The organism is Pseudoalteromonas rubra, assembly GCF_005887115.1.
GTDB lineage: Bacteria > Pseudomonadota > Gammaproteobacteria > Enterobacterales > Alteromonadaceae > Pseudoalteromonas > Pseudoalteromonas rubra_F.
The window spans coordinates 375,614-401,462 of record NZ_PNCJ01000017.1 but is presented as its reverse complement, the minus strand read 5'-3'; the positions used below and the strand labels follow the sequence as shown (position 1 = coordinate 401,462).

At 48.6% G+C, this 25,849-nt stretch carries 25 protein-coding genes; 14 read left to right on the top strand and 11 right to left on the bottom strand.

Going from position 1 to position 25,849, the window contains the following annotated elements; translation table 11 throughout:
- Positions 1-3: 3 nt before the first annotated feature.
- Together cysE and CWB98_RS13940 are read right to left on the bottom strand one after the other, a co-directional pair.
- Positions 4-825: a serine O-acetyltransferase gene (cysE, locus tag CWB98_RS13945; protein ID WP_046006177.1), complete on the bottom strand. Its 822-nt coding sequence runs from the start codon at positions 823-825 to the stop codon at positions 4-6.
- Between the two features lie 199 nt (positions 826-1,024).
- Positions 1,025-3,898 (bottom strand): M16 family metallopeptidase, encoded by a 2,874-nt coding sequence (locus CWB98_RS13940; protein ID WP_138545409.1) that lies wholly within the window; start codon positions 3,896-3,898, stop codon positions 1,025-1,027.
- Between the two features lie 302 nt (positions 3,899-4,200).
- On the opposite strand from CWB98_RS13940, the gene CWB98_RS13935 reads away from it, so the two are divergent.
- Entirely contained in the window at positions 4,201-5,157 is a 957-nt protein-coding gene (locus CWB98_RS13935) for a methylenetetrahydrofolate reductase (RefSeq protein WP_138545408.1), read from the top strand.
- Between the two features lie 56 nt (positions 5,158-5,213).
- Here the strand turns inward: CWB98_RS13935 and gpsA are convergent, their stop codons facing one another.
- The 4 genes from gpsA to CWB98_RS13915 form a co-directional block, all read right to left on the bottom strand.
- Positions 5,214-6,221: an NAD(P)H-dependent glycerol-3-phosphate dehydrogenase gene (gpsA, locus tag CWB98_RS13930; RefSeq protein ID WP_138545437.1), complete on the bottom strand. Its 1,008-nt coding sequence runs from the start codon at positions 6,219-6,221 to the stop codon at positions 5,214-5,216.
- 3 nt (positions 6,222-6,224) lie between these two features.
- Complete coding sequence (secB, locus tag CWB98_RS13925; RefSeq protein WP_046006181.1) at positions 6,225-6,707, bottom strand: protein-export chaperone SecB; 483 nt, start codon at positions 6,705-6,707, stop codon at positions 6,225-6,227.
- Positions 6,708-6,778: 71 nt separating this feature from the next.
- A complete protein-coding gene (gene grxC / locus CWB98_RS13920) occupies positions 6,779-7,033 on the bottom strand; it encodes a glutaredoxin 3 (protein ID WP_138545407.1) in 255 nt (84 codons plus the stop codon).
- Between the two features lie 8 nt (positions 7,034-7,041).
- Complete coding sequence (locus CWB98_RS13915; RefSeq protein ID WP_138545406.1) at positions 7,042-7,473, bottom strand: rhodanese-like domain-containing protein; 432 nt, start codon at positions 7,471-7,473, stop codon at positions 7,042-7,044.
- Positions 7,474-7,735: 262 nt separating this feature from the next.
- Between CWB98_RS13915 and gpmM the strand changes: the two genes are divergently transcribed.
- From gpmM to CWB98_RS13890, 5 genes are all read left to right on the top strand, one after another.
- Positions 7,736-9,280, top strand: a complete 1,545-nt coding sequence (gene gpmM / locus CWB98_RS13910; RefSeq protein WP_138545405.1) for a 2,3-bisphosphoglycerate-independent phosphoglycerate mutase — start codon at positions 7,736-7,738, stop codon at positions 9,278-9,280.
- 3 nt (positions 9,281-9,283) lie between these two features.
- Positions 9,284-10,423, top strand: a complete 1,140-nt coding sequence (locus tag CWB98_RS13905) for a murein hydrolase activator EnvC family protein (RefSeq protein WP_138545404.1) — start codon at positions 9,284-9,286, stop codon at positions 10,421-10,423.
- A gap of 38 nt (positions 10,424-10,461) precedes the next feature.
- The gene (locus tag CWB98_RS13900) at positions 10,462-11,682 is read left to right on the top strand and encodes a S41 family peptidase (RefSeq protein WP_138545403.1); all 1,221 of its coding nucleotides are present in this window, start codon (positions 10,462-10,464) and stop codon (positions 11,680-11,682) included.
- A gap of 36 nt (positions 11,683-11,718) precedes the next feature.
- A complete protein-coding gene (locus CWB98_RS13895; RefSeq protein ID WP_432765888.1) occupies positions 11,719-12,453 on the top strand; it encodes a divergent polysaccharide deacetylase family protein in 735 nt (244 codons plus the stop codon).
- Between the two features lie 91 nt (positions 12,454-12,544).
- Positions 12,545-12,964 carry a CBS domain-containing protein gene (locus CWB98_RS13890; RefSeq protein ID WP_046006187.1) on the top strand — a complete coding sequence of 140 codons (420 nt, stop codon included), beginning with the start codon at positions 12,545-12,547 and terminating at the stop codon, positions 12,962-12,964.
- A gap of 44 nt (positions 12,965-13,008) precedes the next feature.
- Here the strand turns inward: CWB98_RS13890 and pepB are convergent, their stop codons facing one another.
- On the bottom strand, positions 13,009-14,304 hold the full coding sequence (pepB, locus tag CWB98_RS13885; RefSeq protein ID WP_138545402.1) for an aminopeptidase PepB: 1,296 nt from the start codon (positions 14,302-14,304) through the stop codon (positions 13,009-13,011).
- Between the two features lie 81 nt (positions 14,305-14,385).
- On the opposite strand from pepB, the gene sfsA reads away from it, so the two are divergent.
- The 8 genes from sfsA (at position 14,386) to CWB98_RS13845 (ending at position 20,924) form a co-directional block, all read left to right on the top strand.
- Entirely contained in the window at positions 14,386-15,093 is a 708-nt protein-coding gene (gene sfsA / locus CWB98_RS13880; RefSeq protein WP_138545401.1) for a DNA/RNA nuclease SfsA, read from the top strand.
- A 259-nt stretch (positions 15,094-15,352) separates the two neighbouring features.
- Positions 15,353-15,796: an RNA polymerase-binding protein DksA gene (gene dksA, locus CWB98_RS13875; RefSeq protein WP_054014689.1), complete on the top strand. Its 444-nt coding sequence runs from the start codon at positions 15,353-15,355 to the stop codon at positions 15,794-15,796.
- An 18-nt stretch (positions 15,797-15,814) separates the two neighbouring features.
- A complete protein-coding gene (gene gluQRS, locus CWB98_RS13870) occupies positions 15,815-16,759 on the top strand; it encodes a tRNA glutamyl-Q(34) synthetase GluQRS (RefSeq protein ID WP_138545400.1) in 945 nt (314 codons plus the stop codon).
- A 302-nt stretch (positions 16,760-17,061) separates the two neighbouring features.
- Positions 17,062-18,393: a polynucleotide adenylyltransferase PcnB gene (pcnB, locus tag CWB98_RS13865; RefSeq protein WP_138545399.1), complete on the top strand. Its 1,332-nt coding sequence runs from the start codon at positions 17,062-17,064 to the stop codon at positions 18,391-18,393.
- A complete protein-coding gene (folK, locus tag CWB98_RS13860; RefSeq protein ID WP_138545398.1) occupies positions 18,390-18,899 on the top strand; it encodes a 2-amino-4-hydroxy-6-hydroxymethyldihydropteridine diphosphokinase in 510 nt (169 codons plus the stop codon). Before pcnB ends, folK begins: the two co-directional genes overlap by 4 nt.
- A 56-nt stretch (positions 18,900-18,955) precedes the next feature.
- Positions 18,956-19,750 (top strand): 3-methyl-2-oxobutanoate hydroxymethyltransferase, encoded by a 795-nt coding sequence (gene panB, locus CWB98_RS13855; RefSeq protein WP_138545397.1) that lies wholly within the window; start codon positions 18,956-18,958, stop codon positions 19,748-19,750.
- Entirely contained in the window at positions 19,750-20,604 is an 855-nt protein-coding gene (panC, locus tag CWB98_RS13850) for a pantoate--beta-alanine ligase (protein WP_138545396.1), read from the top strand. The genes panB and panC overlap by 1 nt, the downstream gene beginning before the upstream one ends.
- A gap of 80 nt (positions 20,605-20,684) precedes the next feature.
- A complete protein-coding gene (locus tag CWB98_RS13845; RefSeq protein ID WP_138545395.1) occupies positions 20,685-20,924 on the top strand; it encodes a hypothetical protein in 240 nt (79 codons plus the stop codon).
- A gap of 62 nt (positions 20,925-20,986) precedes the next feature.
- Here CWB98_RS13845 and CWB98_RS13840 read toward each other — a convergent pair whose 3' ends face one another.
- The 4 genes from CWB98_RS13840 to CWB98_RS13825 all read right to left on the bottom strand — a co-directional run bounded on the left by CWB98_RS13840 (position 20,987) and on the right by CWB98_RS13825 (position 25,523).
- Positions 20,987-21,955: a PstS family phosphate ABC transporter substrate-binding protein gene (locus tag CWB98_RS13840; RefSeq protein ID WP_010383461.1), complete on the bottom strand. Its 969-nt coding sequence runs from the start codon at positions 21,953-21,955 to the stop codon at positions 20,987-20,989.
- 76 nt (positions 21,956-22,031) lie between these two features.
- Complete coding sequence (phoR, locus tag CWB98_RS13835; protein ID WP_138545394.1) at positions 22,032-23,360, bottom strand: phosphate regulon sensor histidine kinase PhoR; 1,329 nt, start codon at positions 23,358-23,360, stop codon at positions 22,032-22,034.
- Between the two features lie 56 nt (positions 23,361-23,416).
- Positions 23,417-24,106, bottom strand: a complete 690-nt coding sequence (phoB, locus tag CWB98_RS13830) for a phosphate regulon transcriptional regulator PhoB (RefSeq protein WP_010383464.1) — start codon at positions 24,104-24,106, stop codon at positions 23,417-23,419.
- Between the two features lie 460 nt (positions 24,107-24,566).
- On the bottom strand, positions 24,567-25,523 hold the full coding sequence (locus tag CWB98_RS13825; RefSeq protein ID WP_138545393.1) for a porin: 957 nt from the start codon (positions 25,521-25,523) through the stop codon (positions 24,567-24,569).
- Positions 25,524-25,849: the final 326 nt, after the last annotated feature.

Here is a 25,849-nt window from a genome sequence, read left to right as displayed (position 1 = left end):
ATGCTAGAGCATCGCACTGGTATGAGATTCGTTGCGGGCAATCAGATCCTCATCAAGGAAGTTCTGATCCATCGATTCGGCCGGGCAGGCACATGGCGGTTTGCCCACCACTTTTGCCGGTACCCCTACCACAGTGGTGTGTGGCTCGACGGCTTTGAGTACCACGGAGCCGGCGCCGATACGCGCGCCCTCGCCCACTTCAATATTACCCAGTACTTTTGCACCTGCGCCGATCAATACGCCGGCACGTATTTTCGGGTGACGATCCCCTTGTTCATTACCGGTTCCCCCTAAGGTCACCGATTGTAAAATAGAGACATTATTTTCGATTACTGCGGTTTCACCAATGACTATACCAGTCGCATGGTCAAACATAATGCCATGGCCGACTTTACAAGCAGGATGGATATCAACACCAAATACTTCGGATGTACGGCTCTGGATAAAACGCGCGAGCTCTTTTCTGTCTTGTCGCCATAAGCAATGGGCGAGTCGGTGTGCTTGTATTGCATGAAAGCCCTTAAGGTTTGAAATAACGTTAAGATAGCTATCGGCAGCCGGGTCACGATCTTTAACCGCTTTTATATCATGTGCCACATGGGTCAGCATACGGTCGCAATCCACAAAGGCCTGATCGAATAGTTCGCGGATGGTGAACGCTGACACCACGGCGTCTGCCAGCTTGTTCGCCACAATAAAGCTCAATGCCGCACCGAGGCATTCATGATTTAAAATACTTGAGTAAACATGGCTGGCGAGCAGCGGCTCGCGGTCTACTAATTCGGTCGCTTCCTGACGAAGCTTTTGCCAGATCTCGTGTCTCATAAACTGCACTATTTCAATTATTCCAAAGCCTTTTTCTATCTTACCCTGCAACGCGGTAAATTAGCAGTGATAGTCAAATGCTTATTGCATCAATTTGTTATTAATTATAACCCGAAATAGCGAACAGAGGATGGGAAACCAGGCGGATACCAGACCCGCCTGACAAACTCAGAGCCCGGTCGAGGGCTCTGATGGGGCGTTACTTAAAGACCGCTTCTGCGTTCATCACCTCGATGTTGGCAGCCGGAATAGCCAGTTTGTAGTTGGCAATTTGCTTATCTTCATCGATAAGCGCTTGCGGTTTTTCTGCATTGTAATGCATCGGAGATTCAGTCTGATTGACCAGACGCGCTTTCATATCAGCCGCATCGCCGGTCACAAAGACATAGTGAATGTTGTCACTTTGCAGATTTTCACGGATCACGCGATTGACGTCTTCCACGCTCAGCGATGCCAGCTGGTCACGCACATAGGTCACAAACTCATCCGTATTATAGAACTGGCTGTCCAGCGCATAACCCAGCTGACGGTCCTGACTGGCCACCATCTGCGGCACAAAGTTGCTCAGGAAGTTGCGGGTCGCCTCGAAATCGCCCTCCGTCATACCCTCTTTGATCAGCTTATCCAGCTCAAACTGTGCAACCCGCGTGGCGAAGTGGGCGTCGTTATTGGAGCGCAGTGGACGTAACCATACCTGGAAAATTTGCTCGGAGCGGCCCAGGTTGGCATCCGGTTTGGTCTGGAACATACCGCGCGGGAAATACTCAATGTAAGCATAATCACCATAGTTCATACCACGCACCTGACGAATACGCTGGAACAGATAAGCGTTTGAGTTACGGTGCTCACCAAAGTAAGAACGCACCAGCCACAGAGCAGTCCAGTCTTTGCTGCTACGGATGGTATCGATTGGGAAACCAAACGATACTGCAGTCGATTTCGCGCTCTTCTCAACGATAGTGGCATGTCGGCCCTCTAATGCTGGCGCATCCGGGACCGTCAGCCGAGACTCCTTCCCTTTGGGCAGCTTAGCCAGGTCATTGAGCATACGTGCTTTAAGCTGCTCATCCAGCGCACCGGTGATCCCCACGTTCAGTTTTGCCTGAGTAAACTGGCTGTGGTAGAAGGCTTTGACATCATCGAGCGTCAGCGCTTCGAGATCAGACAAATCACCCAGATTGTAACTCTCGTACGGATGGCCCTGATACAATTTATGATACAGCACCTCTTTGCCCAGCTCTTCATCGTTTGAGGCTTTAAGGCCCGCTTTGATGTTGTCGATCAGTTCTTTTTTCAGACGTTTAAAGTCATCTTCTCTGAAGCCAGGATTGAGTAACTGCTCACTAACCAAAGCATACCATTGCGCTGCATTGTCTTTATGCACCCGGCCACGCAGTGACAGCATTTCTTTATCAATCTGATAATCAAAGCTACCTGCAATGGGATACAGCGCTTTTTGAATTTCTTTGTACGACTTGCTTTGTGAGCCGCCATTGGCAATCATTGCAGCAGTCAGAGCTGCCACGCCTTTTTTACCCTTGGGATCCGCAGCGGCCCCCGTATAAAACAGCAGATTCACATCAACGAGAGGAGAAGCATTGGTTTTATCCAGTACGGTGAATTTCTGTTGCTTTGGTTGGTTTTGCTGCAACACCAGAGCATCCAGTTCAACTTCTTTGTCAAACCCTGCCACTTTAGCCAACGCCGACATAGTCACTGTAGTACGGCCACTGTCTACGAAATATCGGTTAGCAACATCGCGAATGTCTTCAGCAGTGATGGAATCACTGGTCGCATACAAGGTGTTGATGACTTCAGGATCACGCTCGAAATGCATGTACTGCGCCAACATCCCGGCAATCGCTTGCGACGAGTCCAGACCGTTGGCAAAGCTATATTTGCGATTCGACTTCAGTGCAGCCAGCTTATCACTGTCAACCAGTTCCGTGCGCGCATTAGCATAAGTGCGATTGATAGCATCGCGTACCACAGCTAAGTCACTTTCCTCATTGACCTTTACAAACACATGAAGCAGACCCGGATCTTTGGTCTCCGGATTATAAGTAAACATCTGGCTGGCAATTTGCTTGTCGACGACCAGCTCCTGGTATAGCTCGGAGTTTTCAGAGAAATAAAGTTGAGATATCAGGTCCAATGCGGCACGGTCTTTCTTTTTTGGCTCCCATGCGGCACCTTTATAGGAAACCAGTAACCAGTGGCCTGGCAAACCTTCATACTGTTCGTGCACATATCGAGCTTGTTGCTGCTTCGGCTCCACCGGTATATCGGCAACATAGTTACCACGCTGCCAGCCACCCCAGTGCTTTTTAACCATTTTCATGGTTTCCTGCGGATCGACATCACCCACAATCACGATAGACACGTACTCAGGCTTATAGAAACGTTCAAAAAAGATTTGACCATATTCCATTTGATCTGGCATGGCTTCAATATCTTCAAAAAAGCCCATGGTGGTATGCTTGTAGGTGTGCTTGTCAAAGGCTTCTTTGCGCACCGCACTCAATAACTTGCGGATCGGGCTGGCGTTGTTCTTCAGGTATTCGCCTTTAACTGTCAGCGCCTCAGTACGGAACTGAGATTCACTGTAGCTTAGGTTCTGGAAAATATCCGCTTTGATCTCAAGGACCTTATCCAGGTGCTCTTTTGAGAAATTCAGGTGATAGTTGGTGTAATCATTCGTTGTATAAGCTCTGTTATCGACTCCGGAGTTCTTTAGAATGTCGGCGTAAACATCCTGTGGGAACTTCTCAGAGCCTTTAAACATCATGTGTTCAAAGAAGTGAGCAAATCCGGTTCTGCCTGATTCAACTTCGTTACGCGATCCAACAGATACGGGGATCTGTAGTGACACAACATCTGGGTAGTCGGTTTTCACTACCATCACGCGTAAGCCATTATCCAGCTCTTCAAGGACATAATCCTGCGCAAACACTTTATTGCTGGTCTGTGCTTCAATACCGCTTGGTACCTGCTGAGCCGATTGTTGCGTTGCGGTGCAGCCGGCCAGAGCCAATGACACGGCCAGGCTGGTCGCCAGTAGTTTAAATTTCATATGCTTCCCTTAATTTTGTATAAATTTTTATTCTGGTCCCATTCTCGTTGGGACTCATAGCTCCCAATTATGCCGCAATCCCACCTTAATTCATCTTTACTCGCCCAAATTATGTAAAGAAATATGAACTAGACGACCCTTAAGAAACTGACTGGCAAACAACAGCTTGTTCCAACATGCCGAAAACACCTTGAAACAAATTCATCTGCATTGAATTTGTTTCATGAAAAAAAATCTATCTAGACGTCTAAATGGCTGCTATATTAGATCCCATAAACTGAATTTTTGCCGGAATCTAGACCATGGCGTTATCACTACAAGAGAAAATCTTAGACCCGAACCAAGGGGTATATTTGATTGGTACGACTCCGCCCAAATCTGGTACGGAGCAAGACAAAGTTAAGCGTATTGCGACGAAGCTGCTGGATCGCCTGCATGAAATTGAATATGACGGTGTAATCGTTTACGACATTCAGGACGAAAGCAGCCGTACCAACGTGCCACGTCCTTTTCCATTTAAGGAAACTGTCGACCCATGTGAGTACAGTCGGCTGGTTAAGTCGTTGTCACAATTGGATGTGATCACCTACAAAAGTGTCGCACAACGTGACAGCAACGAGTTTAATCAGTGGCTTAGCAACACCAAGCGAGAGTTTGGCCTGAACAATCTGGTGCTGGTTGGCTCTCCCTCATCACAGGGGAAAATTAACTTGCCGCTGCCAGACGCTTATCAGACCCTGGCTGCACATCAGGCAGACTTTTTCCTCGGTGGTGTCACCATTGCGGAACGTCATGCTTCAAAACGCAATGAGCATGAGCGTTTGATTGAAAAAACCGCTCAGGGCTGTGAATTCTTTATTTCTCAGGCTGTATACAATGCCCAGGCAACCATAGACCTGATCACCAGCTATGCCCGCACCTGCAAACAGCAAGGCATTGAGCCAAAGCGACTGATCCTGACTTTTACCCCGTGTGGAGGTGAAAAGACGCTGCAATTTATGGAGTGGCTGGGCATTTCAGTTCCTGAGGCAACTAAATGGCGTATGCTGGATGCAGACAATACCCTGAGTGAATCAATCCGCATTTGCCGTGAGAACCTGGATTCAATTCTGCGTAGTTGTGCTCAACTGGATGTCCCGCTGGGACTGAATATAGAAAGTCTGACCAACCGCAAAGAAGAAATTGATGCATCGATCAACCTGTATCGTTTACTCAAGGCGACCATGGAACTAACGCTGGCAGAAAAACAGATCGCCTAGTAATATCAATAAAAAACCGAGCACACTGGCTCGGTTTTTTATTATCAAAAGCCTGATCACTCCGACTTCTGCTCTCTGCCAAGCAGCGCCATGGCTGCTTCTTTGACGTCTTTTTGTTGATACAGCACCTGATAGATCTGCTCCGTGATCGGCATTTCGATGCCTGTGCGCTTTGCCAGCAGATATACTTCTTTGGTATTACGATACCCTTCCACCACCTGGCCAATGCTCTGCATCGCCTCTTCGACGTTTTTCCCCTGGCCCAGTGCCAGACCAAAACGTCGGTTACGCGATTGATTATCGGTACAGGTCAGGATTAAATCGCCAAGCCCGGCCATACCCATAAAGGTTTCCGAGCGTGCACCAAGTGATAATCCAAGACGGCATAACTCAGCTAACCCGCGGGTGATCAGTGCGGTTCTGGCATTGGCACCAAAACCAAAGCCATCGGACATACCTGCACCAATAGCAATCACATTCTTCACCGCGCCACCAAGCTGAATACCGATAAAGTCATCATTACTGTAAACCCGGAACGAGCGACCACAATGCAGCAGCTTAGCCAGTTCACCACGAAATGCTTCGCAACGAGACGACACAGAAATCGCAGTCGGTAACCCGGCGGCCATTTCTTTTGCAAATGTAGGCCCGGACAATACAGCCAGAGGAACCTGCTCACCAAGTACGTCCAATGCCACATCCTGAAGCAATCGGCCAGTATCAGGTTCCAGCCCTTTTGTTGCCCAGGCGACTTTCGCACCCGGTAACAAATGCGGCTTAATCGCTTCCAGTGTTTGCGCGAACGCATGGCTGGGTACTACCACCAGAACCAATTGACTGGCCTGAACGGCTTGAGTCAGATCGGCTTCCAATTGCAGTGACTCAGGGAAGTCAATATCCGGTAAATAACGGGCATTTTGACGCGAACTTGCCAACTGCGTGATGGCAGTGCTGTCACGTCCCCAAAGAGTAACCTGGTGACCGTTGCGGGCAAAACAAATAGCAAGGGCGGTGCCATAAGACCCCGCCCCTAATACGGTCACAGCTGATTGTGCTGTATTCATCATTTATGCGTCAGCAGGTTGCTCTTGCGCAGCACGTTGCTGCATGTACTGAGCAAATAGCGCGTCAAAGTTTACTGGCGCCAGGTTTAGTTGTGGGAAAGTACCACGGTTAACCAGGCTTGCAACCGCTTCACGTGCGTAAGGGAACAGAATGTTCGGGCAGAATGCACCTAACATGTGTGCCATTTGCAGTTCTTCTAGCTCACCAATAGAGAAAATACCTGCCTGTTGGATTTCGCACAGGAATGCTGTTTCTTCGCCTAATGACGCAGTCACAGTCAATGCCAGAACAACTTCATATACACCTTCGTCCAACTTGGCAGAACGCGTGTCCATGTCCAGCTTCACTTCAGGTGTCCACTCTTTTTGGAAAATAGCCGGAGAATTCGGCGTTTCGAAAGACACATCTTTGGTGTAGATGCGCTGAATGTTAAATTGTGGACCTTGTTGTTCTTCTGCAGCAGCTGCGTTGTTTTGCTCTGTCATTGTTCTTCCTAATTATTCATCTTTATTTAAAGTGGGGCAGCATCCCGGGCCCGTACCCGGAGTGCTAAAAATTACTTCAGTAATGCGTCCAGCTTACCCTGTGATTCAAGCGCCATCATGTCGTCGCAACCACCAATGTGCTGCTCTTTAATGAAGATCTGTGGTACCGTGTGACCACCATTTGCTTTGCTGATCATCTCCTCTCGCAGCTCGGGTTGCGCACCGATATCATACTCGGTATATGTGACACCTTTGCTGTCCAGCAACGCTTTTGCGCGATGGCAGAAAGGACAGTAATCCTTTGTATAAATAACAACTTGATTCATATTTGCTCCTATTTACCCGAGGCTGTTGGCAGGCCAGCAGTTTGCCAGGCGCCAAATCCACCCGACAACACATACACTTGCTCAAAGCCAGCTTTGTACATATTGCTGGCAATGCCAGATGCGGTCATGCCAGTGTTACACACCAGTATAATGGGCTTAGTTTTGAACTTTTCAAGTCCGGCGAAATCATTTTGTTTGGCTTTTTCCACATTCATGTGTTCACTGCCCGCAATGCGTGAGTTGTTAAACTCTTTTTGCGCACGCATGTCAAACACCTGACCATCCTGACGGTTTACCAGAATAGTCAGCTGCTGTGGATTGATCTGACGGATCTTGGAAAACATGCCTTTTAACCAGCTTGAAACCAACATAGCCGCCAAAACCAGCCAGATAATGCTGAGAATGGGGTTTCTACCTAAAAACTCGATGTATTGTTCCATATTGTCTTTACCAACCAGGAAAATGAAATTGCTCGCGAGTATACTTTCTTACGGGCGCTGGTACAAACATCTGTGATGTAATGCCTCACCAGCAAGGCATAGCACGCGCTTCCCCTTGGTAGCCACGCTGCTTTGCTTAGTACCTTCCAGTGGCTGATATGAATTTTAAAGCGGTTGAGGATAAATCACGCCCAGAGGGCTGAATATTCATATCAAACAAGGTATCCTATGGCCAGATTTCGTGCACGTTTCAGGAGCCCAAATGACTGCAAAGAAAAAACCTCTGGTATTAATGATCCTAGATGGCTGGGGATACCGCGAAGACGCTGAGAGCAATGCAATTCTGGCGGCCAACACCCCGGTATTGGATGAACTTTGGCAAACGCGTCCACGTACGCTGATCTCTGGTTCAGGTTTAGATGTAGGACTACCGGATGGTCAGATGGGTAACTCCGAAGTCGGCCACGTCAACCTCGGTGCTGGCCGTATTGTTTATCAAGACTTTACACGCATCACCAAAGCCATTGATGATGGCGAGTTTGAGCACAACCCTGCACTGGTTGAAAACATCGACAAGGCGGTTGCTGCAGGTAAAGCTGTCCACCTGATGGGACTGTTGAGCCCGGGTGGCGTACACAGCCATGAAGACCATATTGTTGCAGCCATTGAGCTTGCCGCCAAGCGCGGTGCCAAAGCGGTTTACTTCCACGCTTTCCTAGATGGTCGTGACACGCCACCACGCAGCGCCCTGGCTTCGATTGAACGCATTGAAGCAAAGTTCGCAGAACTCAAGTGTGGCCGCCTGGCGTCAATCGTGGGTCGTTACTACGCTATGGACCGTGATAACCGCTGGGAGCGCGTTGAAAGCGCTTACAACCTGATGGTTTGCGGTCAGGCTGAATATCGTTATGCTGATGGGGTCAGTGCTCTGAACGCAGCGTATGAACGCGACGAAAACGATGAATTTGTGAAGGCCACCGTGATTGCCGCGCAAGCGCAGGAAGCGGCCACCATTAATGATGGCGATACGCTGATCTTTCTCAACTTCCGTGCTGACCGCGCACGCCAGATGACCCGCGCTTTTGTGGATGCCGATTTTGATGGTTTCAGCAAACAAAAAGCCCCAGCGTTAAGTGGTTTTGTGATGATGACAGAATACGCTGCCGATATTGATGCCCCCATCGCCTTTGCCCCGGAAAAACTCACCAATGTACTGGGCGAATGGCTGGCAAAACACAACAAAACGCAACTGCGTATTTCCGAGACTGAAAAATATGCGCACGTCACCTTTTTCTTTAGCGGCGGGCGTGAAGATTTGTTTGAAGGTGAGAAACGAGAGTTAATTCCATCACCTCAGGTGGCCACCTACGACCTGCAACCGGAAATGAATTCAGCACTACTGACTGATAAACTGGTTGAAGCGATTCACAGTGGCGAGCATGACGTGATTATCTGTAACTACCCAAATGGTGACATGGTCGGCCACTCAGGTGTCTTTGAAGCTGCCGTGAAAGCCTGTGAAGCCGTTGATGCCTGTATAGGCCGCGTTGTTACAGCGCTTGAGGAAACTGGCGGTGAGGCACTCATTACGGCTGACCATGGTAACGCTGAGCAAATGGTGAATAACAAAACTGGTCAGGCCCACACAGCACATACCAGTGAGCCAGTACCATTTATTTATGTTGGCCGTGATGCGGAACCGCAAGCAGGTAAAACACTGAGTGATGTGGCACCGACCATATTGCACCTGTTGGGCATGCCTCAGCCTGAGGAGATGACCGGTTCACCTGTCATGCGGCTGAAGTAACCTATGCGTCTTACGCTTGCTGTACTGTCGGCCTGTTTACTCCTGCCCCTGAGTGGGCAGGCGAACGAAACCCGCACCAAAGCCGATCTGGCTGCGGTGCAGGCCGAGCTAAAAAAGAGTCAGGCTGCGTATCAGCAACAACAGGCCAGCTTCAGCGCCCTGCAGAGCACACTGCAATCTTTTGAGCTGGAAATTGCTAAAAGTGCGAAAGCATTGGCACTGACCGCACAAGGGATCAGCGAAAACAAACAGCAGCAATACACGCTACAACGCGAAGCCAAGCAGCTTGAGCAGCAAAAAAAACGCCTCCAGCGCCTGCTAGCTGCGCAACTTAAAAGTGCCTATGTCACGGGCAGTCACGATTATTCTAAGATGTTGCTGAACCAACAGCATGCTGCGGCGCTGGAACGCACCATCAGCTACTATGACTACTTTAATCAGGCCCGCATTGCTCAGCTTGAAGCGCTAAAGACTGTATTTGCCAAACTTGCGGAAAACAGCGCACAGCTGGAACGTAAAAAGAAGCAACTACAAGCGTTACAAGGTCAGCAAAAAGCCCGTCAGGACGAATTGCTGCTGGCGCAAAACGCACGCAAGACCCACCTGGCAAAGCTCAACGATAAACTCAGTCAGGCCAAAGCCGCGATTGCCTATCTGGAAGAAAACGAGCAAACCTTAATTTCGACCCTGGAGTCCTTAGCCGCCGAGCAGGCTGCCAGTCCTGAACACTATGTGGCACAGCTGCAAGGGTTACAGCGCTTAAAAGGCAAGCTCGCCTGGCCGCTGGATGGCCGCTTGAAGCACCGTTTCGGCCAGCGCAAACACGTTGGTATGAACTGGAAAGGCGTAGTGATCCGTGGCAGCAATGGCGCTCCCGTTAACAGTGTGGCACCGGGTCAGGTGGTCTATGCCGACTGGTTGAACGGTTTTGGCTGGGTCATCGTATTAGATCACGGGGAGGGCTTTATGAGCCTGTATGGTCATGCCCAGACCCTGCTTAAAGATGTAGGCGATCAGGTCATGCCGGGCGAACCCATTGCCCTGGTAGGACAAAGCGGCGGACAAACCGATCCTGGTCTATACTTCGAAATACGGCATAAGGGAAGCGCTGTTGATCCAGTAAAATGGTGCAGATCCAGTTAACTGACTAACCGATGCTGCCCCCCAGTGAGGAGCAGCATATGATGACTCCATGTGTTCAACCAAATAAAAACGTCGTATGGCAATGGCTGATTGCATTTGGCCTGATGCTCAGCTTATTGTGCATGCCGCTCGGTGCCAAACAGCTCTCCAGCGAGCAAATCGATGAAATCCTGTATCATATCCATACCTATTATGTTGAAGACTTGCCGCTCAGCCATGTTAAAAAAGACAACTTTGGCGAGCTACTCACCCAGCTAGATGACTATTCAAAGTACCTCGATGAACATGAACTGGAAGCCCTGTTTAGCGCTGCCAATGGTCGCTATACCGGCCTTGGGATCGAAGTAGAGGAAGTTGAAGACGGTGTTGTGATTGTAGACACTCTGCCCGGCTCGCCCGCGGAAGCCGCCGGTATTGAAGGGGGTGACAAATTGCTAGCCATCAACACTCATGATGTAAAAAGAAAATCTATTGCTGAAGTCTCAAAGTTACTGCGTGAAGCACAATTTTCGACGATTCGGCTCACCGTAAAGCGCGCCAATGCAGAAGTCACCCTCGCCCTCAGGCGCCAAGAGATCACTCTTCACAGCGTGTCCAGCCAGCTGTTGTCCGGCGGCATTGGCTATATCCTGCTTAGTAGCTTTAACAATCATAGTTATCATGATTTTGCCCGGCACATCAGTATGCTTAATAGCCACCTGGGTGAGCCGCTCAAAGGGCTCATTGTCGATTTAAGAGACAACCCAGGCGGTACACTGAACAGCGCCGTCGCCATTTCAGATCTGTTTTTACAAAGCGGCACTATTGTCAGTACCCGGGGTCGTTTTTACGATGCAAACCAACGCTTTTTTGCCGCCCAGGGCGATATACTCAACGGCGCGCCCATGTTGGTACTTATCAATGAGCAGTCGGCATCGGCGGCTGAGATACTCGCAGGCGCACTGCAAGACAATAGCCGAGCGCTCATACTGGGTAACCGCTCTTACGGCAAAGGCTCTGTGCAATCGCTCATCCCTATAGGCAACGGCACCACGGCACTGAAACTGACTACAGCACGCTATTTTACACCCTCGGGCCAATCTATCGAGGGCACAGGGATACAACCCGACGTGGTTTTTAGCAAACAAGTACTTTTAGAACTGGATAAAGACGCTATAATGGCTGGTGAAAAAAAGGTCAGACAAACCTTTATTGCCAACCTTGATAAACATTGGCAAGAAGCGGAACAACTATTACAAAACCATAATTTACAACAATAATTCAGGATAGTGCGCTTACTTATAACGAGCTTTTTGGTGCTTTTTCTCTGCGCGGCACCAAGCTATGGCAACCAGGTTGCCATCGTCATCGATGACATCGGATACCACGAACGTGACTTAGAACTGCTGGATTTGCCCGGCCAACTTAGTTACGCCATTTTACCACACACCCCGTTTTCACAGCGCTTTGCTTATCAAGCGAGTCATAAAGGCCGCGAGCTACTGTTGCACATACCCATGCAGGCCCTCGAAGACAAAGCATTGGGGCCAGGCGGCCTTACGCTGGGTATGCGTAAGTGGCAACTGCAAACCACGCTGGGTCATGCCCTGGCAACCTTACCTCAAGTCAAAGGGGTTAATAACCATATGGGTTCGGCACTAACCCAATATGTTGAGCCAATGAAATGGACCATGGAGTTGCTGAAAAAACGTGGGCTGTATTTTCTGGATAGCCGCACTACAGAGCTCAGTCAGGCCCAGCATGTGGCAAACCTGTATGGCGTGGCCAATGTCGCCCGCCATGTGTTTTTAGACAATCAAACTCATCCGGATGCGCTGCGCAAACAGTTTGAGCAGCTCAAAGCCTTAGCCCGTCAGCAAGGCTATGCCATCGGGATAGCGCATCCCTACCCACAAACCCGGGCATTTCTTGCCACGGCACTGAGCGAGCTGACCAGCGAAGGCATTGAACTGGTTCCGCTGTCACAGCTGGTTGAACACAAGTACATCCAACTGGCAGCCGTCAAGCACACATCCCAAACCTCGGAATAAAAATCAGCCAAAATTGATCTGGCACCACTCATGTGCCGCCTGCGTCGGCTAGACTTAATACAGATTTCATGTTCGTTTTAAGGAAGTGCTTATGTTAACCACAGTTGCCGATCTAATGACCCCAGATCCACTGGCAGTCAGTAAAACCAATAACCTCAACGATGCGCATAACCTGATGCGCGAAAAGAACATTCGCCATATTCCCGTGATTGACGACGATGGCATGCTGGTTGGTATGCTGACACAGAAGATCATGATTGCGAAAGTCATGGGGATCATTGCCACCTATGGCACTAACGCACTCGAACGCAAAGAAAAACAACAAAAGGTTGCCGAAGTGATGGCCACCGATTTTGCCAGTGTACGGCCACATCAGAGCCTCCAGGAAGTGGTACGGTTTTTTGTTGATAACCGCCATGGCTGTATGCCAGTCACAGACGAGGATGGCAAGTTGCTGGGAATTCTGACCTCTTCAGACTTTGTCCGCCTGGCCGCCGCCTTACTGTCATAAAAAAAGCCCCGTCACGGGGCTTTTTTTATTGCTTACTCTGATTATCAGGCTTTCGCTTGCAGGGTACGTGCAACCGTGCGCATGCCCAATGTCGTAGCGCCTGATGCCCACTGTGAGCCGGCATTATTCTGGAATGACGCCGCCAGGTCGATATGCACCCAGCCCTGTCCTTCATTTGGCACAAAGCGAGACAGGAAGCCTGCTGCATTCGAGGCGCCACCAAAACCACCACCTTTTTGTGCTCGGCTATTGGCCGTGTCTGCATACGCCGATGGACAGTTATTCTGATGCCACTTTTCTAATGGTAACGGCCAGGCCGCCTCAAACTCTTCCTGAGCAAACTGCTGTACGTCATTGACCAGCTCTTTGTCCAGGCCAAATAGTGCATTGTATTCCTGACCGACCGCAACCAGCGCAGCGCCTGTCAGTGTTGCTGCATCGATGATCAAAGGTGCACCTGTTTCACCGGCAGCCATCAGGCCATCAGCCAGAACCAGACGTCCCTCTGCATCAGTGTTGACGATTTCAACTGTGGTGCCATTTTTATAAGTCAGGATATCACCCAGTTTGTAAGCATGGCCTGAAATCAAGTTTTCAGCACAACACAGGAACAATTTGATGCGCTTGTCGATCCCACGCTGAATGGCAATCGCCAGACCCGCAGTCACTGTCGCAGCACCACCCATGTCGCATTTCATGGTCAGCATGCCCTCACTAGGCTTAATCGAGTAACCACCCGAGTCAAAGGTGATCCCTTTACCTACCAGCGCCGCAGCAACCGGTGCGTCTTCATTTCCGGTCGGATTGAAGTCCAGCTCCAGTAACACAGGTGGGCGCTCACTACCGCGACCCACTTCATGGATCCCAATCCATTGATGCTCAAGCAACGCGTTACCCTTAATGATTTGGTAACTCACATGTTCAGGCGCCAAAGACTGAATGAACTCAGCCGCCTTACCCGCCAGGCTTTCAGGGTAAATATCTTCAGCCGTGCCATTGATCATCTGACGCGTCCAGATAGCAGCGGTTTTCAGCGCCTGCAACTCAGCCAGATCTGACTGTGCGTTGTCACAGAAGGTCACACCATCAAGTTGTTTCGGACTTACAAAGCCCTGATAAAATGCCCACTGAGATTCAGTGCACCAGGCATCACCCTGTAATTCAACTGCCAGGATCCCTTGCTGTGCCACACTGCGGCCTGCTTTTTGAATAGTCTTCAGTGTGTCGTGTTCGCTCAGGTGCACAAGCGCACCGTCCTGATCGTACGATAAAGTCGCATTGCCACCCCAGTGTGCAGCCGGGGCCTGATCCGTCAGTCGAACAATAAATTTGTCAGCCATATATGATTTCACTCTTGCGCTTATTAGTAACTTGCAGTGTACACTAGCGGGCTAAATGCCCCAAACGAATGCGATTAATCTATGAAGTTTCACGCCCCACTGGCCAAAGCCACCTTACTTAAACGCTACAAACGCTTTTTGGTAGACTTGCAAGACGAGACGCAACAGGAATTTACCGTACATTGTGCAAACACCGGTAAAATGACCGGCTGCGCCGATCCCGGCTTCAGTGCTTATTACTCAACCAGTGACAACCCGAAACGTAAATATCCTCATTCACTGGAACTGACAGCCAACCAGAACGGCGCCCTGATCTGTGTCAATACGGCGATGGCCAATAAGGTGGCCATTGAAGCCATCGAACGTGACGGTGTTTCGGAGTTAACGGGGTATCAGACACTGCGCAGCGAAGTAAAGTACGGCACAGAAAACAGCCGCATCGACATCTTACTCCAGGATGACAATAAGCCTGACTGCTATATTGAAGTAAAATCAGTGACTTTACTGGAAAACGATCAAGGTTATTTTCCGGATGCCCAGACAGCTCGGGGACAAAAACATCTGCGTGAGTTGATCCAGATGCGACAACAAGGCATGCGCGCAGTCTTGCTATTTATCGTCATGCACAATGGCATCCACAGTGTAAAACCGGCTGCACACATCGATAACAAGTACGCCTTACTGATTGCAGAGGCGTTGCAACAAGGGGTAGAGATTTACGCCTACCAGGCCGAAGTGTCGACGCAGGAGGTCATACTAACTCACCCCCTCCCCTTTAGCGCGAAGTGAATCGGCATCACAGTTGCAGTGATCTTCCGGCATAAATAGTGCAGTATAATGAGTATTAAGCTTGAAAGTGAAAAATTTGCCTCCATATAGCTGCAAATGTCAGTGTGACCCCCGTCAGTCGAGACTTTATGATGCCGATCATACCTTCTAACCCGGAGTGGTCATACAAGCAAAAAGTGTTTGCCAAGGGGTTAAGATTTTGCTATCTATAGCCGCCGGCGTTAGCTGGGGTTGTTTATTAAGGATTTAGGAGAATGCTATGCCAGACCAGAAAAAACTAGGGTTGTTGGCTCAAGCCGGTTTAGAACCTTATCAGGAAAAGCCGGGTGAAGAATATATGAATGACGCACAGCGTGCGCATTTCAAAAAATTACTGGAAGCGTGGCGTAGCGATCTTCGTAACGAAGTTGACCGCACCAAAAACCACATGCAAGATGAAGCGGCAAACTTCCCTGATCCAGTCGACCGTGCGGCACAGGAAGAAGAGTTCTCTTTGGAACTACGTACCCGAGACCGTGAACGTAAGCTGATCAAGAAAATTGAAAAAACACTACAACTGATCGAAGACGATGATTTCGGTTATTGTGATTCTTGTGGCATTGAAATTGGCATTCGCCGCCTGGAAGCCCGCCCGACTGCGGACTTATGCGTAGACTGTAAATCAATTGCTGAAATAAAAGAAAAACAACAAGGTCGAGGCTAACACACGCTCGTCTTAGCTATGCTACCCCAGTTTAATAGCGATTATCTGTCTGGGAGCTATCGTGGTCGATTTGCTCCCTCTCCCTCCGGCGCTCTTCATTTTGGCTCTCTGATAGCCGCCCTTGCCAGTTACCTCGACGCCAAAGCCAATCTGGGCCAATGGCTGGTAAGAATGGAAGACATAGACACACCCAGAATTGTCCCTGGTGCCGCAGACGAGATCCTCAGAACCCTGGAAGCATACGGTTTGCATTGGGACGGCGAAGTCGTCTATCAAAGCCAGCGTCATGCCCTGTATCAAGATATCCTGGCGCAACTGAACAAGGCCGGGCTCACTTATCCGTGTAGCTGTACCCGAAAAACACTAAAGCAACGAGGTGGGTTCTATGACAATCATTGTCGGGATCGCCAAATTGCGCCTGAAGGCAATGCCCACAGACTGATCCAAACCCAGCCAGTGTATTCATTTGACGACCTGTTGCAGGGGCAAGTCAATCTGCCTGCTTCTCTGGCCGAAGAAGACTATATTGTAAAACGTCGGGATGGCCTGTTTGCCTATCAATTGGTCGTGGTGGTTGACGACATTGAGCAGAAAATTACGCGTGTCGTACGTGGTGCCGATTTACTGGAACCGACGGCTCGTCAGATAAGTCTGTTTAACCAGCTGGGTTACCAGGCCCCAGAATACGCACATGTGTCTTTAGCTGTGGCACAACCGGGGTTTAAACTGTCAAAACAAAACCACGCGCCCGCCATCGACACGACCAAGCCACAGCCTGCGTTGTGTGCTGCACTTGGTTTTTTGGGCCTGCCAGTTCCCACTGAGTTACACCATGATTCGGTGAGCAATATTTTGCACTGGGCAGAACAGCATTTTTCACTGCGTGCCTTACCACGCCACCGTGAAATTCAGGTCTCGCTGCAAGCCGACGGATGCTATGATTTCACTGGGTTAACGGCCTGAGCCCGTCCCCGTAAATTCGCTGCTGTCATTGGTGTCAAACTAATGTCGGATTTTTAATCATGAATACGTCCCCGCTCCTTCAATTTGACCCCATTTGAGTATATGATAGCGGGCCTCGTTAATTCACCTACACTATACAAACTAAAACAAAGTTCTATGGCCGTATGGTGAATATAGGTGCATTATGCACGCTTTATTGCACGCAATTTGGATTGTTCAGGGTCGTTAGGAGAGTGGTTATTATTTCCAAAATTATAAAGCTTTGCCGTCAGATAGTTAAAGGCAAGGATCCGGTAGGAACCGTGACATGTAGTGCTACACCTGCGTTGATACCGCGCAGTGAACATGCTATCTCGCGCAAACAATTTAGCCCCAATGCAATCAAAGTTTTGTACCGACTTAAAGATGGTGGCTATGACGCCTATCTGGTCGGTGGTTGTATTCGTGATATTTTGTTAGGCATTGAGCCCAAAGATTTTGATGTTGTTACCAATGCAACACCTGAGCAAGTCAAAAAGTTATTTCGCAATTGTCGGCTAATCGGCCGCCGCTTCAGACTCGCCCATATCGTTTTTGGTCGTGAAATCATCGAAGTGGCAACCATGCGTGGACACCACCAGGCACAGGACAACCCGGATCCAACCAGCCAGTCAAGCGATCAGGGCCAGCTGCTGCGCGACAACGTCTATGGCACCATTGAAGAAGATGCACAGCGTCGTGACTTTTCTATCAATGCACTTTACTACTCGATTAACGACTTCAGTATCCGGGACTTTGCCGGTGGTATTGCTGCCATTGAGCAACGTAAAATTGAACTGATTGGCGACCCTGAAACCCGTTATAGAGAAGATCCGGTACGTATGCTGCGTGCCGTGCGCTTCGCCACTAAGTTAGATATGACCATTGCTGGTCCAACCGAAGCGCCAATTGAAGCACTCGCCCCTCTGCTGAGTAATATCCCTCCGGCACGTTTGTTTGAAGAAACACTGAAGCTCTTTTTAGGTGGTAAGGCGGAAGCTAACTTCCTGATGCTCAGAAAATATGGCCTGTTTAAACAACTTTTCCCGGCCGTTGACGCTATTTTGGACAATGCAGACAGTGAGTTTGAAAGCACATTTATCCAAAAAATGTTTGCCAATACAGATGAGCGAATTAACGCCGATAAAAAAGTCACTCCGGCCTTTATCTATGCAGCACTGCTATGGTTCCCGCTGCGAGACCGCAGTAATGCATTAATAGCCGAGGGCATGAACGAGTATGATGCCTTTATGCAGGCCATCAGCCAGGTTCTGGCAGAAAACGCCCGTCATATTGCCGTGCCAAAACGCTTTACGCTGGGTGCGAGAGATATCTGGCATATCCAACAGCGTCTCGATAAACGCGGCGGTCAGCGCGCTTACCGTCTCAGCCTGCAACCGAGATTTAAAGCCGGTTATGACTTCTTGCTGTTGCGGGTAGAAAGTGGCGAAACCGAGCAGCAAGAGCTGGCACATTGGTGGACCGACTATTTGCAACAGGACGTCAATGGACAAAAAGAGATGGTGAAGGCACTGGGTCAACGCTCTGGTGGCTCGGAAAGACGCCGCCGTCGCCCCAGAAATAAACCGCGTAGAAAACCAAACCCAGAATCATGAACACAGTTTATATTGGATTAGGGGCGAATCTGAACGCCCCTGAGGCACAATTACGCAATGCGCTGCAAGCCCTGAATGCATCCTCATCACTGTCGCTGGCAAGCGTATCAAGCTTTTATGCCTCAAAGCCTATGGGCCCGCAGGACCAGCCCGATTATATCAATGCAGTTGCCAAACTGATGACGGACCTGCCCGCCATAGAAGTGCTCGACGTACTGCAAGAGATTGAGCTGCAACATGGCCGGGTTCGTAAAGCAGAACGCTGGGGCCCACGGACATTAGATTTAGATATTCTGCTATACAACGATGAACAGATAGACACACAGCGATTAATCGTGCCGCATTATGGTTTGTGTGAACGTGAGTTTGTGGTCTTTCCACTGTTAGAAATTGCACCCGAACTCACCTTGCCAAATGGGCAGTTGCTGGCCACTATTGCCACTTCACTGCCACGCAATGGGCTTACTGCTGTCGCCCAATATCGCATGACAAAATCGATTGCATAGCAAGACCTTGGGCGACAAAAAACGCCCAGCTTTGAATTGTTCACAAAGGGGGAAATATGGCTAAAGTAACCGTTTCAACATTGGCCAAGAAAAAACGTGAAGGAACCAAAATCACAGCATTAACCGCATATGATGCCAGCTTTGCAAAGCTGTTCCACGACTGCGGCGTTGACGTTATTCTGGTAGGTGATTCTCTGGGTATGGTGCTACAAGGTGGCGAAGATACCCTGGCTGTGACCACAGCAGATATTGCATACCATACGCGCTGTGTTCGTGCCGGTAGCAAAGAGTTGTTTGTGGTAGCCGATATGCCCTTTATGAGTTATGCCAACCCGGCACAAGCATGTGAAAATGCGGCGGTGCTAATGCGTTCTGGCGCTAATATGGTCAAACTGGAAGGCGGTGAATGGTTACTTGACTCTATTCGACTGTTGACGCAACAAGGTATTCCAGTATGTGGTCATTTAGGCCTGACTCCACAATCTGTGAACGTCTTTGGCGGTTTCAAGATCCAGGGCCGTGAAGAAGCCCAGGCAGAGAAAATGATCGCTGACGCCATTGCTTTGGAGCAGGCTGGCGCTCAGTTACTGGTCATTGAATGTATTCCATCTGCACTGGCCAAACGCATCAGCGAAGCACTGACTATCCCTGTGATAGGGATTGGTGCGGGTAAAGATACCGATGGTCAGATATTGGTTATGCATGATTTAGTTGGAATTTCAGCGGGTTATATACCCAAGTTCTCTAAGAACTTCCTCGCCGAGACAGGCAACATGCCCGCTGCGGTCGAAAAGTTCTGCACTGACGTTAAAAGTGGTGCATTTCCCTCTCAGGAACATGAGTTTAACTAATGCAATCAATTACAGAAATCAAATCTCTGCGCAGTCAAATTAAAGCCTGGCGACAACAAGGTCAGAGCATTGCGTTTGTGCCTACTATGGGTAACCTGCATCAGGGACATTTTTCACTGGTAGAAAAAGCCAAAACACTGGCAGACAAAGTGGTTGTCAGTATTTTTGTCAACCCAATGCAATTTGGTACCAACGAAGATTTAGATAAATATCCCCGTACGCTGACGCAGGACAAACAAGGGCTGGCTGAGCTGGACACCGACATTGTCTTCACGCCCAGTGTTGACGCTATCTATCCAAATGGCCTTGCAACACAAAGTTTTGTTGATGTGCCGGGCGTATCCGAAGGGTATTGTGGTGGCAGCCGTAGTGGTCATTTCAGAGGGGTTGCCACAGTTGTGACCAAACTCTTTAACCTGGTTCAACCTGACTTTGCCTGCTTTGGTGAAAAAGACTACCAGCAGCTTCAGGTGATAAAAACTATGGTGCGCGACTTATCCATGCCCATTGAAGTCATCGGAGTACCGACTCAAAGAGAGATTTCGGGCTTAGCCATGAGTTCTCGCAATGGCTACTTGTCAGAGCAGGAAAAAGACACGGCCAAAGTACTCTACCAAACTTTAAATGACACAGCTCAGCAACTGATACAGGGTGCTCGCGATTTCGTTGCACTGGAACAAGCCGCCAGCTCGATTCTTGAAGCTGCTGGCCTGAAGCCTGATTACTTCTCTATCGCACAAAGAGACAGCCTAAAACCTGCTACACTGGAAGACAGTGAGTTTGTGATCCTGGCTGCGGCTTACCTGAATCAGGTGAGACTAATCGACAATATCCAGGTCCTAACTGAAGCATAACAATGAATAGGATCCTCGGTATCACCCTGTGAGCTTAAGCGGGATCCTCACTTTTATTACTCTCTTGCAGGACTTGTTTCATGAAACCACAGATATTAATGATTGCCTTGTTACTGGCAGGCTGTAGCAATACCAACTCTCCAGAACTGAATCAGTGCGCACAGCAAAACTATCAGTGTGAGCAAAGTTGTGAACAACGCGCTAACCCCCAGTCTCTGGCTATGCAAGTGTGCAGCGATGGTTGCATCGAGTCCTTTAATCAGTGCAAAGCGCAAGCTGAACAACTTTCTCAGCAACTGCGCAATAAACCACGGTATTGATAATTCAAAATACAGATATAAAAAAACCGCTCAGTGAGCGGTTTTTTCTTTCCATGCAATACTTATAGCAGGCCTAGCTTCTTAAGCTCTTTGCTCGCAAGCTGGCTTGAAAGTGGTACATAACCATCTTTCTCTACGATCTTCTGACCTTCTTTTGACAACACCATTTTCAGGAACTCTGCTTCAATTGGAGAAAGCGGCTTGTTCGGGTGCTTGTTCACATAAAGGTATAGGAAACGAGACAGCGGGTATTTACCCTTTGCAACGTTATCCAGCGTTGCGTCAACAAAGTTGTCGCCTTTCTTAGATAGCGGTACGGTACGAACACCTGATGTCTTATAACCAATGCCCGAGTAACCAATCGCATTCACTGATGAAGAGATTGACTGTACTACAGAAGCTGAACCAGGCTGCTCGTTCACGTTGTTACGGAAGTCACCTTTACACAGGGCTTTCTTTTTAAAGTAACCGTAAGTACCCGATACTGAGTTACGGCCATATAACTGAATGTCTTTGCTGCCCCAGTCACCAGACAGACCTAAGTCGCTCCAGCGCTCAACCTGTTCAGAAGCACCACACTTGCGAGTTGATGAGAAAATCGCGTCAACCTGGTCGATACGCAAACCCTGGATTGGGTTATCTTTGTGTACAAAGACTGCCAGTGCATCGATTGCAACACGTACTTCAGTCGGCTTGTAACCATAGCGCTTTTCAAACGCTTCGATTTCTTTAGACTTCATCTTACGACTCATAGGGCCGAAGTTTGCTGTTGCTTCTGTTAAAGCCGGTGGCGCTGTAGAAGAACCAGCAGCCTGAATTTGAATGTTTACGTTAGGGTAAATACGTTTGTACTCTTCTGCCCAGAACGTCATCATGTTAGCCAGCGTATCAGAGCCCACAGATGAAAAGTTACCTGAGATACCGCTGGTTTTGTTGTACTCAGGTAGATTCTTATCAAGTGCAGAAGCTTGAGCAGATACCAGTGTTGTTACAGCCACACCCATTGCGGCAACTAAGCTTTTAAATTTCATTGGGGTCACTCCAAATGTTCTTCCCATTTAATTTCTGAGCACATTGTGCAGAAAACAAATGACAATAAAATTACTCTCAAATGACACTTTTATGACTTTCAGTATTTGTCATAAAAATACGTTTTTCTTTTTCGAAGGCAAATGAGAAACACGAGCCCTTGCCAAGTGTGCTGTCTATTTCCAGATGTGAATCATGGCGAGACAAGACGTGTTTGGTGATAGCCAGGCCTAACCCTGAACCACCCGTTTTACGGCTGCGCGCCTTATCGACTCGGTAGAATCGTTCAGTGAGTCGGTTAATGTGTTCAGGCGCAATACCATCGCCATTATCAATGACAGAAAAACGCGGTCGTTCGCCATCCAGATACCAGTTGACCGTGATTTTGCCACCAGGTTTAGTGTAATGGATTGCATTAAACACCAGATTGGAAAAGGCACTGCGTAGTTCGTCAATACACCCTTTAATATCCAACGCCTGATCGACACTAAACTCAATCTCATGATGCTTATCCTGATTCAGTGAGTTCGCTTCGGTCTGAATCAAGGTCAGCATGGCGGGCACATTTACCGCTTTGTCATTGTCCTGGTTTCGCTGCCCCTCAATACGAGATAACGAAAGCAGCTGATTAACCAGACTATCCATTCGCTTACACTGCTCTATCATGGTGTGATGCGCTTTGTTCCACATTGCGGGAGGCGGCATCTGATCGCCTTCCATCATCTCCAGATAACCGGTGACCACCGTAAGGGGGGTGCGCAGTTCGTGAGACACATTAGCAACAAAGTCTTTGCGCATCTGCTCGAGCTGTTTCAGTCTGGAGATATCACGCACCACCATCATTAACTGCTCGGCGTAAGGCATAACCCGAAATTCCAAAACGCGCTCGCCGCCATGCCCTGATTCCATTTCCAGGGGATCATGAAAATCATGGGCCTGCATATATTTTACGAACTTGGGGTCGCGGATCAGGTTATCGAGACGCTGACCATGATCCGTTGGCCATTGCAGCCCAAGTACTTTTAGTGCAAGTTGGTTACACCAGACAATACTGAGATCCTGTTGCATCACTATCACAGCATCAGGTACCGCTTCGGCACCTTCACGGAAACGTCTGATCAGTTCCGCCAGTTCATTACGCTTTTTACGATTGCGATGTTGTAATTGGTAGATCCCTTCAAAGATCTGCTCCCAGGCACCCGATCCCTCAGGCGGATTAAAGCTGCGCTGATTGATCAACCAGTCACTCAATCGATACAGCTGTTGGTAATGCCAGATCAACAACACCATGGCACCGATAAAGAGCAAGACAAATGGTGCGCCTAACAAGATCCCAATCAGGGTTAATGGCAGAAAATACAAAAACAGGCGTTTCAATAACGCCTGTTTATCAATCACCCTATACATACAAAATGATCCTAAAGAGAATGCGCCATGGCTAGCCTACCATAGCGCCGGATGCTTTACAGCTTACTTGAGAAGCGATAACCCGCACCACGTACTGTTTGTACCAGGCGATCATGACCCAGTGGTGCTATTGCTTTGCGCAGGCGACGAATATGAACGTCTACCGTACGATCTTCAACATACACGTTAGTGCCCCATACATGATCCAACAGCTGCTCTCGGCTGTATACACGCTCAGGGTGTGTCATAAAAAAGTGAAGTAATCTGAATTCCGTTGGCCCCATTTCCAGCTCATTGCCGGCAGAGGTCACTCGGTGTGAAATTGGATCAAGGCGCAGACCATGCACCTCAATGGCTTCTTCCAGTGATGTTGGCGATACGCGACGCATTACCGCTTTGATCCGTGCCATTAGCTCTTTTGGAGAGAAAGGTTTAGTAACGTAGTCGTCTGCACCCACTTCCAATCCTTTGACCTTATCTTCTTCCTCACCACGTGCTGTTAGCATGATAATAGGAATTTGTCTGGTGTATTCACTTTGTTTAAACTTTTTGGCGATCTGAATTCCACTGCCTCCTGGCAACATCCAGTCTAATAACACCATATCAGGATAAGGCTCAACCATAGCTGCAATTGCAGAATCATAGTCTTCAGCTTCAATGGCCTGAAAACCATTTTGTTCCAACACAAACACCAACATTTCTCTGATCGGCGCTTCGTCATCAACTACCAGTACTTTACGTGACATTCCCATTTATCTCTTACGTTACCGAAGTGGGTTTCATTATTATGACTAAGTATGACAGTTTTATGAAATACCAAGTGATAAAAGATGACAATTGGGAAAAAAATAGGGCCAAGCGTTCATAAAGCTATGGCACTGAAAAAGCGTAAGTTTCGTTGTAATTAGACTTCAACTTAAACAACAAACGGTTTAAATGCTTGTTTAAGCTGGTTTGTTTCAAATGCACTGTAAAAACAAGTACAGTTCTGTCGCTGTAAAGGAGGCGTAAGGCTTGCCATACAGGCCATTTAAGTTCATTTACATTGCAACGCGGCTTCGTCGCCATAAAAACCGCTAACACAGCTCATCGAGCCTCTACCAGCCTGCTCAATATGATCGTATTGCCCCGCCCCGACACAGCGAAACACAGAGCCAGGCAAGATTTCTGGCTCCGCCTTATCAAATGTAGACCCAACAAAGGGGTCTAAAAATCATAACGCAGCGTCAACGCCATATGATCCTGATCAGGATTATTGTCCAGATCTATCTTGGTGTACCACAGATACATCCTGGCTTGTTTAGACAGGCTCTTCTCAACCCCGATAGAGGCTGCATCACCGGAATCTTTAAGCTTGCCCGAGGCGCCATCGGAATTTTGGTACTGCGCCAGCAGCTTATAGCCGTTATCAAGCTTAAGCGATGCGCTGGCCATATAACTATCCACGGTCTCGTTACTACCAATCGCCTCGCTCTGCTGATAGCTGGCCCCCAACGTAACCTTAGCCACTTTGCCCTGAACCGTGACACGGGTAATGTCCTGACCTGCAACTTCTTCATCCCGAGCTACACTGGCATAGAGGGCGGTTTTCTTTAGCTTACTATCGCCGTAGCTTGCCGCCATGGACAGTCCACTTTCGCCATTTTGCTTACTGTTGTCTTCTGCAATATAGCTGACAGTGAATTTCAAATGATTGAGTGATGGTGTCGTATATTGCAGGGTATCCCCGAGGCGATTTTCGCCCACAAAGAAGCTTTTAATATCCGCACTGAAATCATTCATCAGGTCGACTTTGCCCTGAGATTTCTTCATTGGCGTATCATCCCGGCCCAGCAAGAGCTGCCCAAATCGGCCTTTTACACCAACATACTGCGAACGTGCCGTGATGTTCTCTTCTGATTTACCATCGTTGTCGTTTTCAGACATTTCGACCTGAAACTCCAGCTTGTAAAAAGCCGAGATCCCGGTGTCTATATCCGCACTCCCTTTGATCCCCATCCTGGAGGCATAGCTTTCTACAGAAGTATCTGATCCACTGCCTGTATCACTGTTTTCCACACCCAAATGTGCACGTCCGTATACTTTGAGTTCTTCAGCTTGTGTTTGGGCACAAACTATTAGCGCCGAGCAGCCGATAACGGCAGCCATATAGCATTTCTTCATACTATGACCCCAATGAAAAGAATGTGAGCAAAATAGAGTATTCTTTAAAGCTAGACGCTCTACTTCAGAGATCAAGTGATGAACCGCCGGATCAGAGTTTTTCTAAGATAGAATGTCTGAGATCAAATTTATACCAAGCGGATCCTCTTGGGATCATTTTTTTACCAACTAAGTTTGCAGAGCCGCACATGTAAGCCTACTAACTCATTGATTTTAGATCTGTTCCAGTGCCAGATAAACGCAGATCCCAGGCTTTAGTTAGTAAGATCTCGATCTCAGGATCCCAATTAGACTTCAACTTAGTCAAGATCTGATCTCTGCTCCTA

Coding starts and splice junctions, on each gene's coding strand:
- cysE (WP_046006177.1), bottom strand. CDS start 825: ATGAGACACGAGATCTGGCAAAAGCTTCGTCAGGAAGCGACCGAATTA.
- CWB98_RS13940 (WP_138545409.1), bottom strand. CDS start 3,898: ATGAAATTTAAACTACTGGCGACCAGCCTGGCCGTGTCATTGGCTCTG.
- CWB98_RS13935 (WP_138545408.1), top strand. CDS start 4,201: ATGGCGTTATCACTACAAGAGAAAATCTTAGACCCGAACCAAGGGGTA.
- gpsA (WP_138545437.1), bottom strand. CDS start 6,221: ATGAATACAGCACAATCAGCTGTGACCGTATTAGGGGCGGGGTCTTAT.
- secB (WP_046006181.1), bottom strand. CDS start 6,707: ATGACAGAGCAAAACAACGCAGCTGCTGCAGAAGAACAACAAGGTCCA.
- grxC (WP_138545407.1), bottom strand. CDS start 7,033: ATGAATCAAGTTGTTATTTATACAAAGGATTACTGTCCTTTCTGCCAT.
- CWB98_RS13915 (WP_138545406.1), bottom strand. CDS start 7,473: ATGGAACAATACATCGAGTTTTTAGGTAGAAACCCCATTCTCAGCATT.
- gpmM (WP_138545405.1), top strand. CDS start 7,736: ATGACTGCAAAGAAAAAACCTCTGGTATTAATGATCCTAGATGGCTGG.
- CWB98_RS13905 (WP_138545404.1), top strand. CDS start 9,284: ATGCGTCTTACGCTTGCTGTACTGTCGGCCTGTTTACTCCTGCCCCTG.
- CWB98_RS13900 (WP_138545403.1), top strand. CDS start 10,462: ATGATGACTCCATGTGTTCAACCAAATAAAAACGTCGTATGGCAATGG.
- CWB98_RS13890 (WP_046006187.1), top strand. CDS start 12,545: ATGTTAACCACAGTTGCCGATCTAATGACCCCAGATCCACTGGCAGTC.
- pepB (WP_138545402.1), bottom strand. CDS start 14,304: ATGGCTGACAAATTTATTGTTCGACTGACGGATCAGGCCCCGGCTGCA.
- sfsA (WP_138545401.1), top strand. CDS start 14,386: ATGAAGTTTCACGCCCCACTGGCCAAAGCCACCTTACTTAAACGCTAC.
- dksA (WP_054014689.1), top strand. CDS start 15,353: ATGCCAGACCAGAAAAAACTAGGGTTGTTGGCTCAAGCCGGTTTAGAA.
- gluQRS (WP_138545400.1), top strand. CDS start 15,815: ATGCTACCCCAGTTTAATAGCGATTATCTGTCTGGGAGCTATCGTGGT.
- folK (WP_138545398.1), top strand. CDS start 18,390: ATGAACACAGTTTATATTGGATTAGGGGCGAATCTGAACGCCCCTGAG.
- panB (WP_138545397.1), top strand. CDS start 18,956: ATGGCTAAAGTAACCGTTTCAACATTGGCCAAGAAAAAACGTGAAGGA.
- panC (WP_138545396.1), top strand. CDS start 19,750: ATGCAATCAATTACAGAAATCAAATCTCTGCGCAGTCAAATTAAAGCC.
- CWB98_RS13845 (WP_138545395.1), top strand. CDS start 20,685: ATGAAACCACAGATATTAATGATTGCCTTGTTACTGGCAGGCTGTAGC.
- CWB98_RS13840 (WP_010383461.1), bottom strand. CDS start 21,955: ATGAAATTTAAAAGCTTAGTTGCCGCAATGGGTGTGGCTGTAACAACA.
- phoR (WP_138545394.1), bottom strand. CDS start 23,360: ATGTATAGGGTGATTGATAAACAGGCGTTATTGAAACGCCTGTTTTTG.
- phoB (WP_010383464.1), bottom strand. CDS start 24,106: ATGTCACGTAAAGTACTGGTAGTTGATGACGAAGCGCCGATCAGAGAA.
- CWB98_RS13825 (WP_138545393.1), bottom strand. CDS start 25,523: ATGAAGAAATGCTATATGGCTGCCGTTATCGGCTGCTCGGCGCTAATA.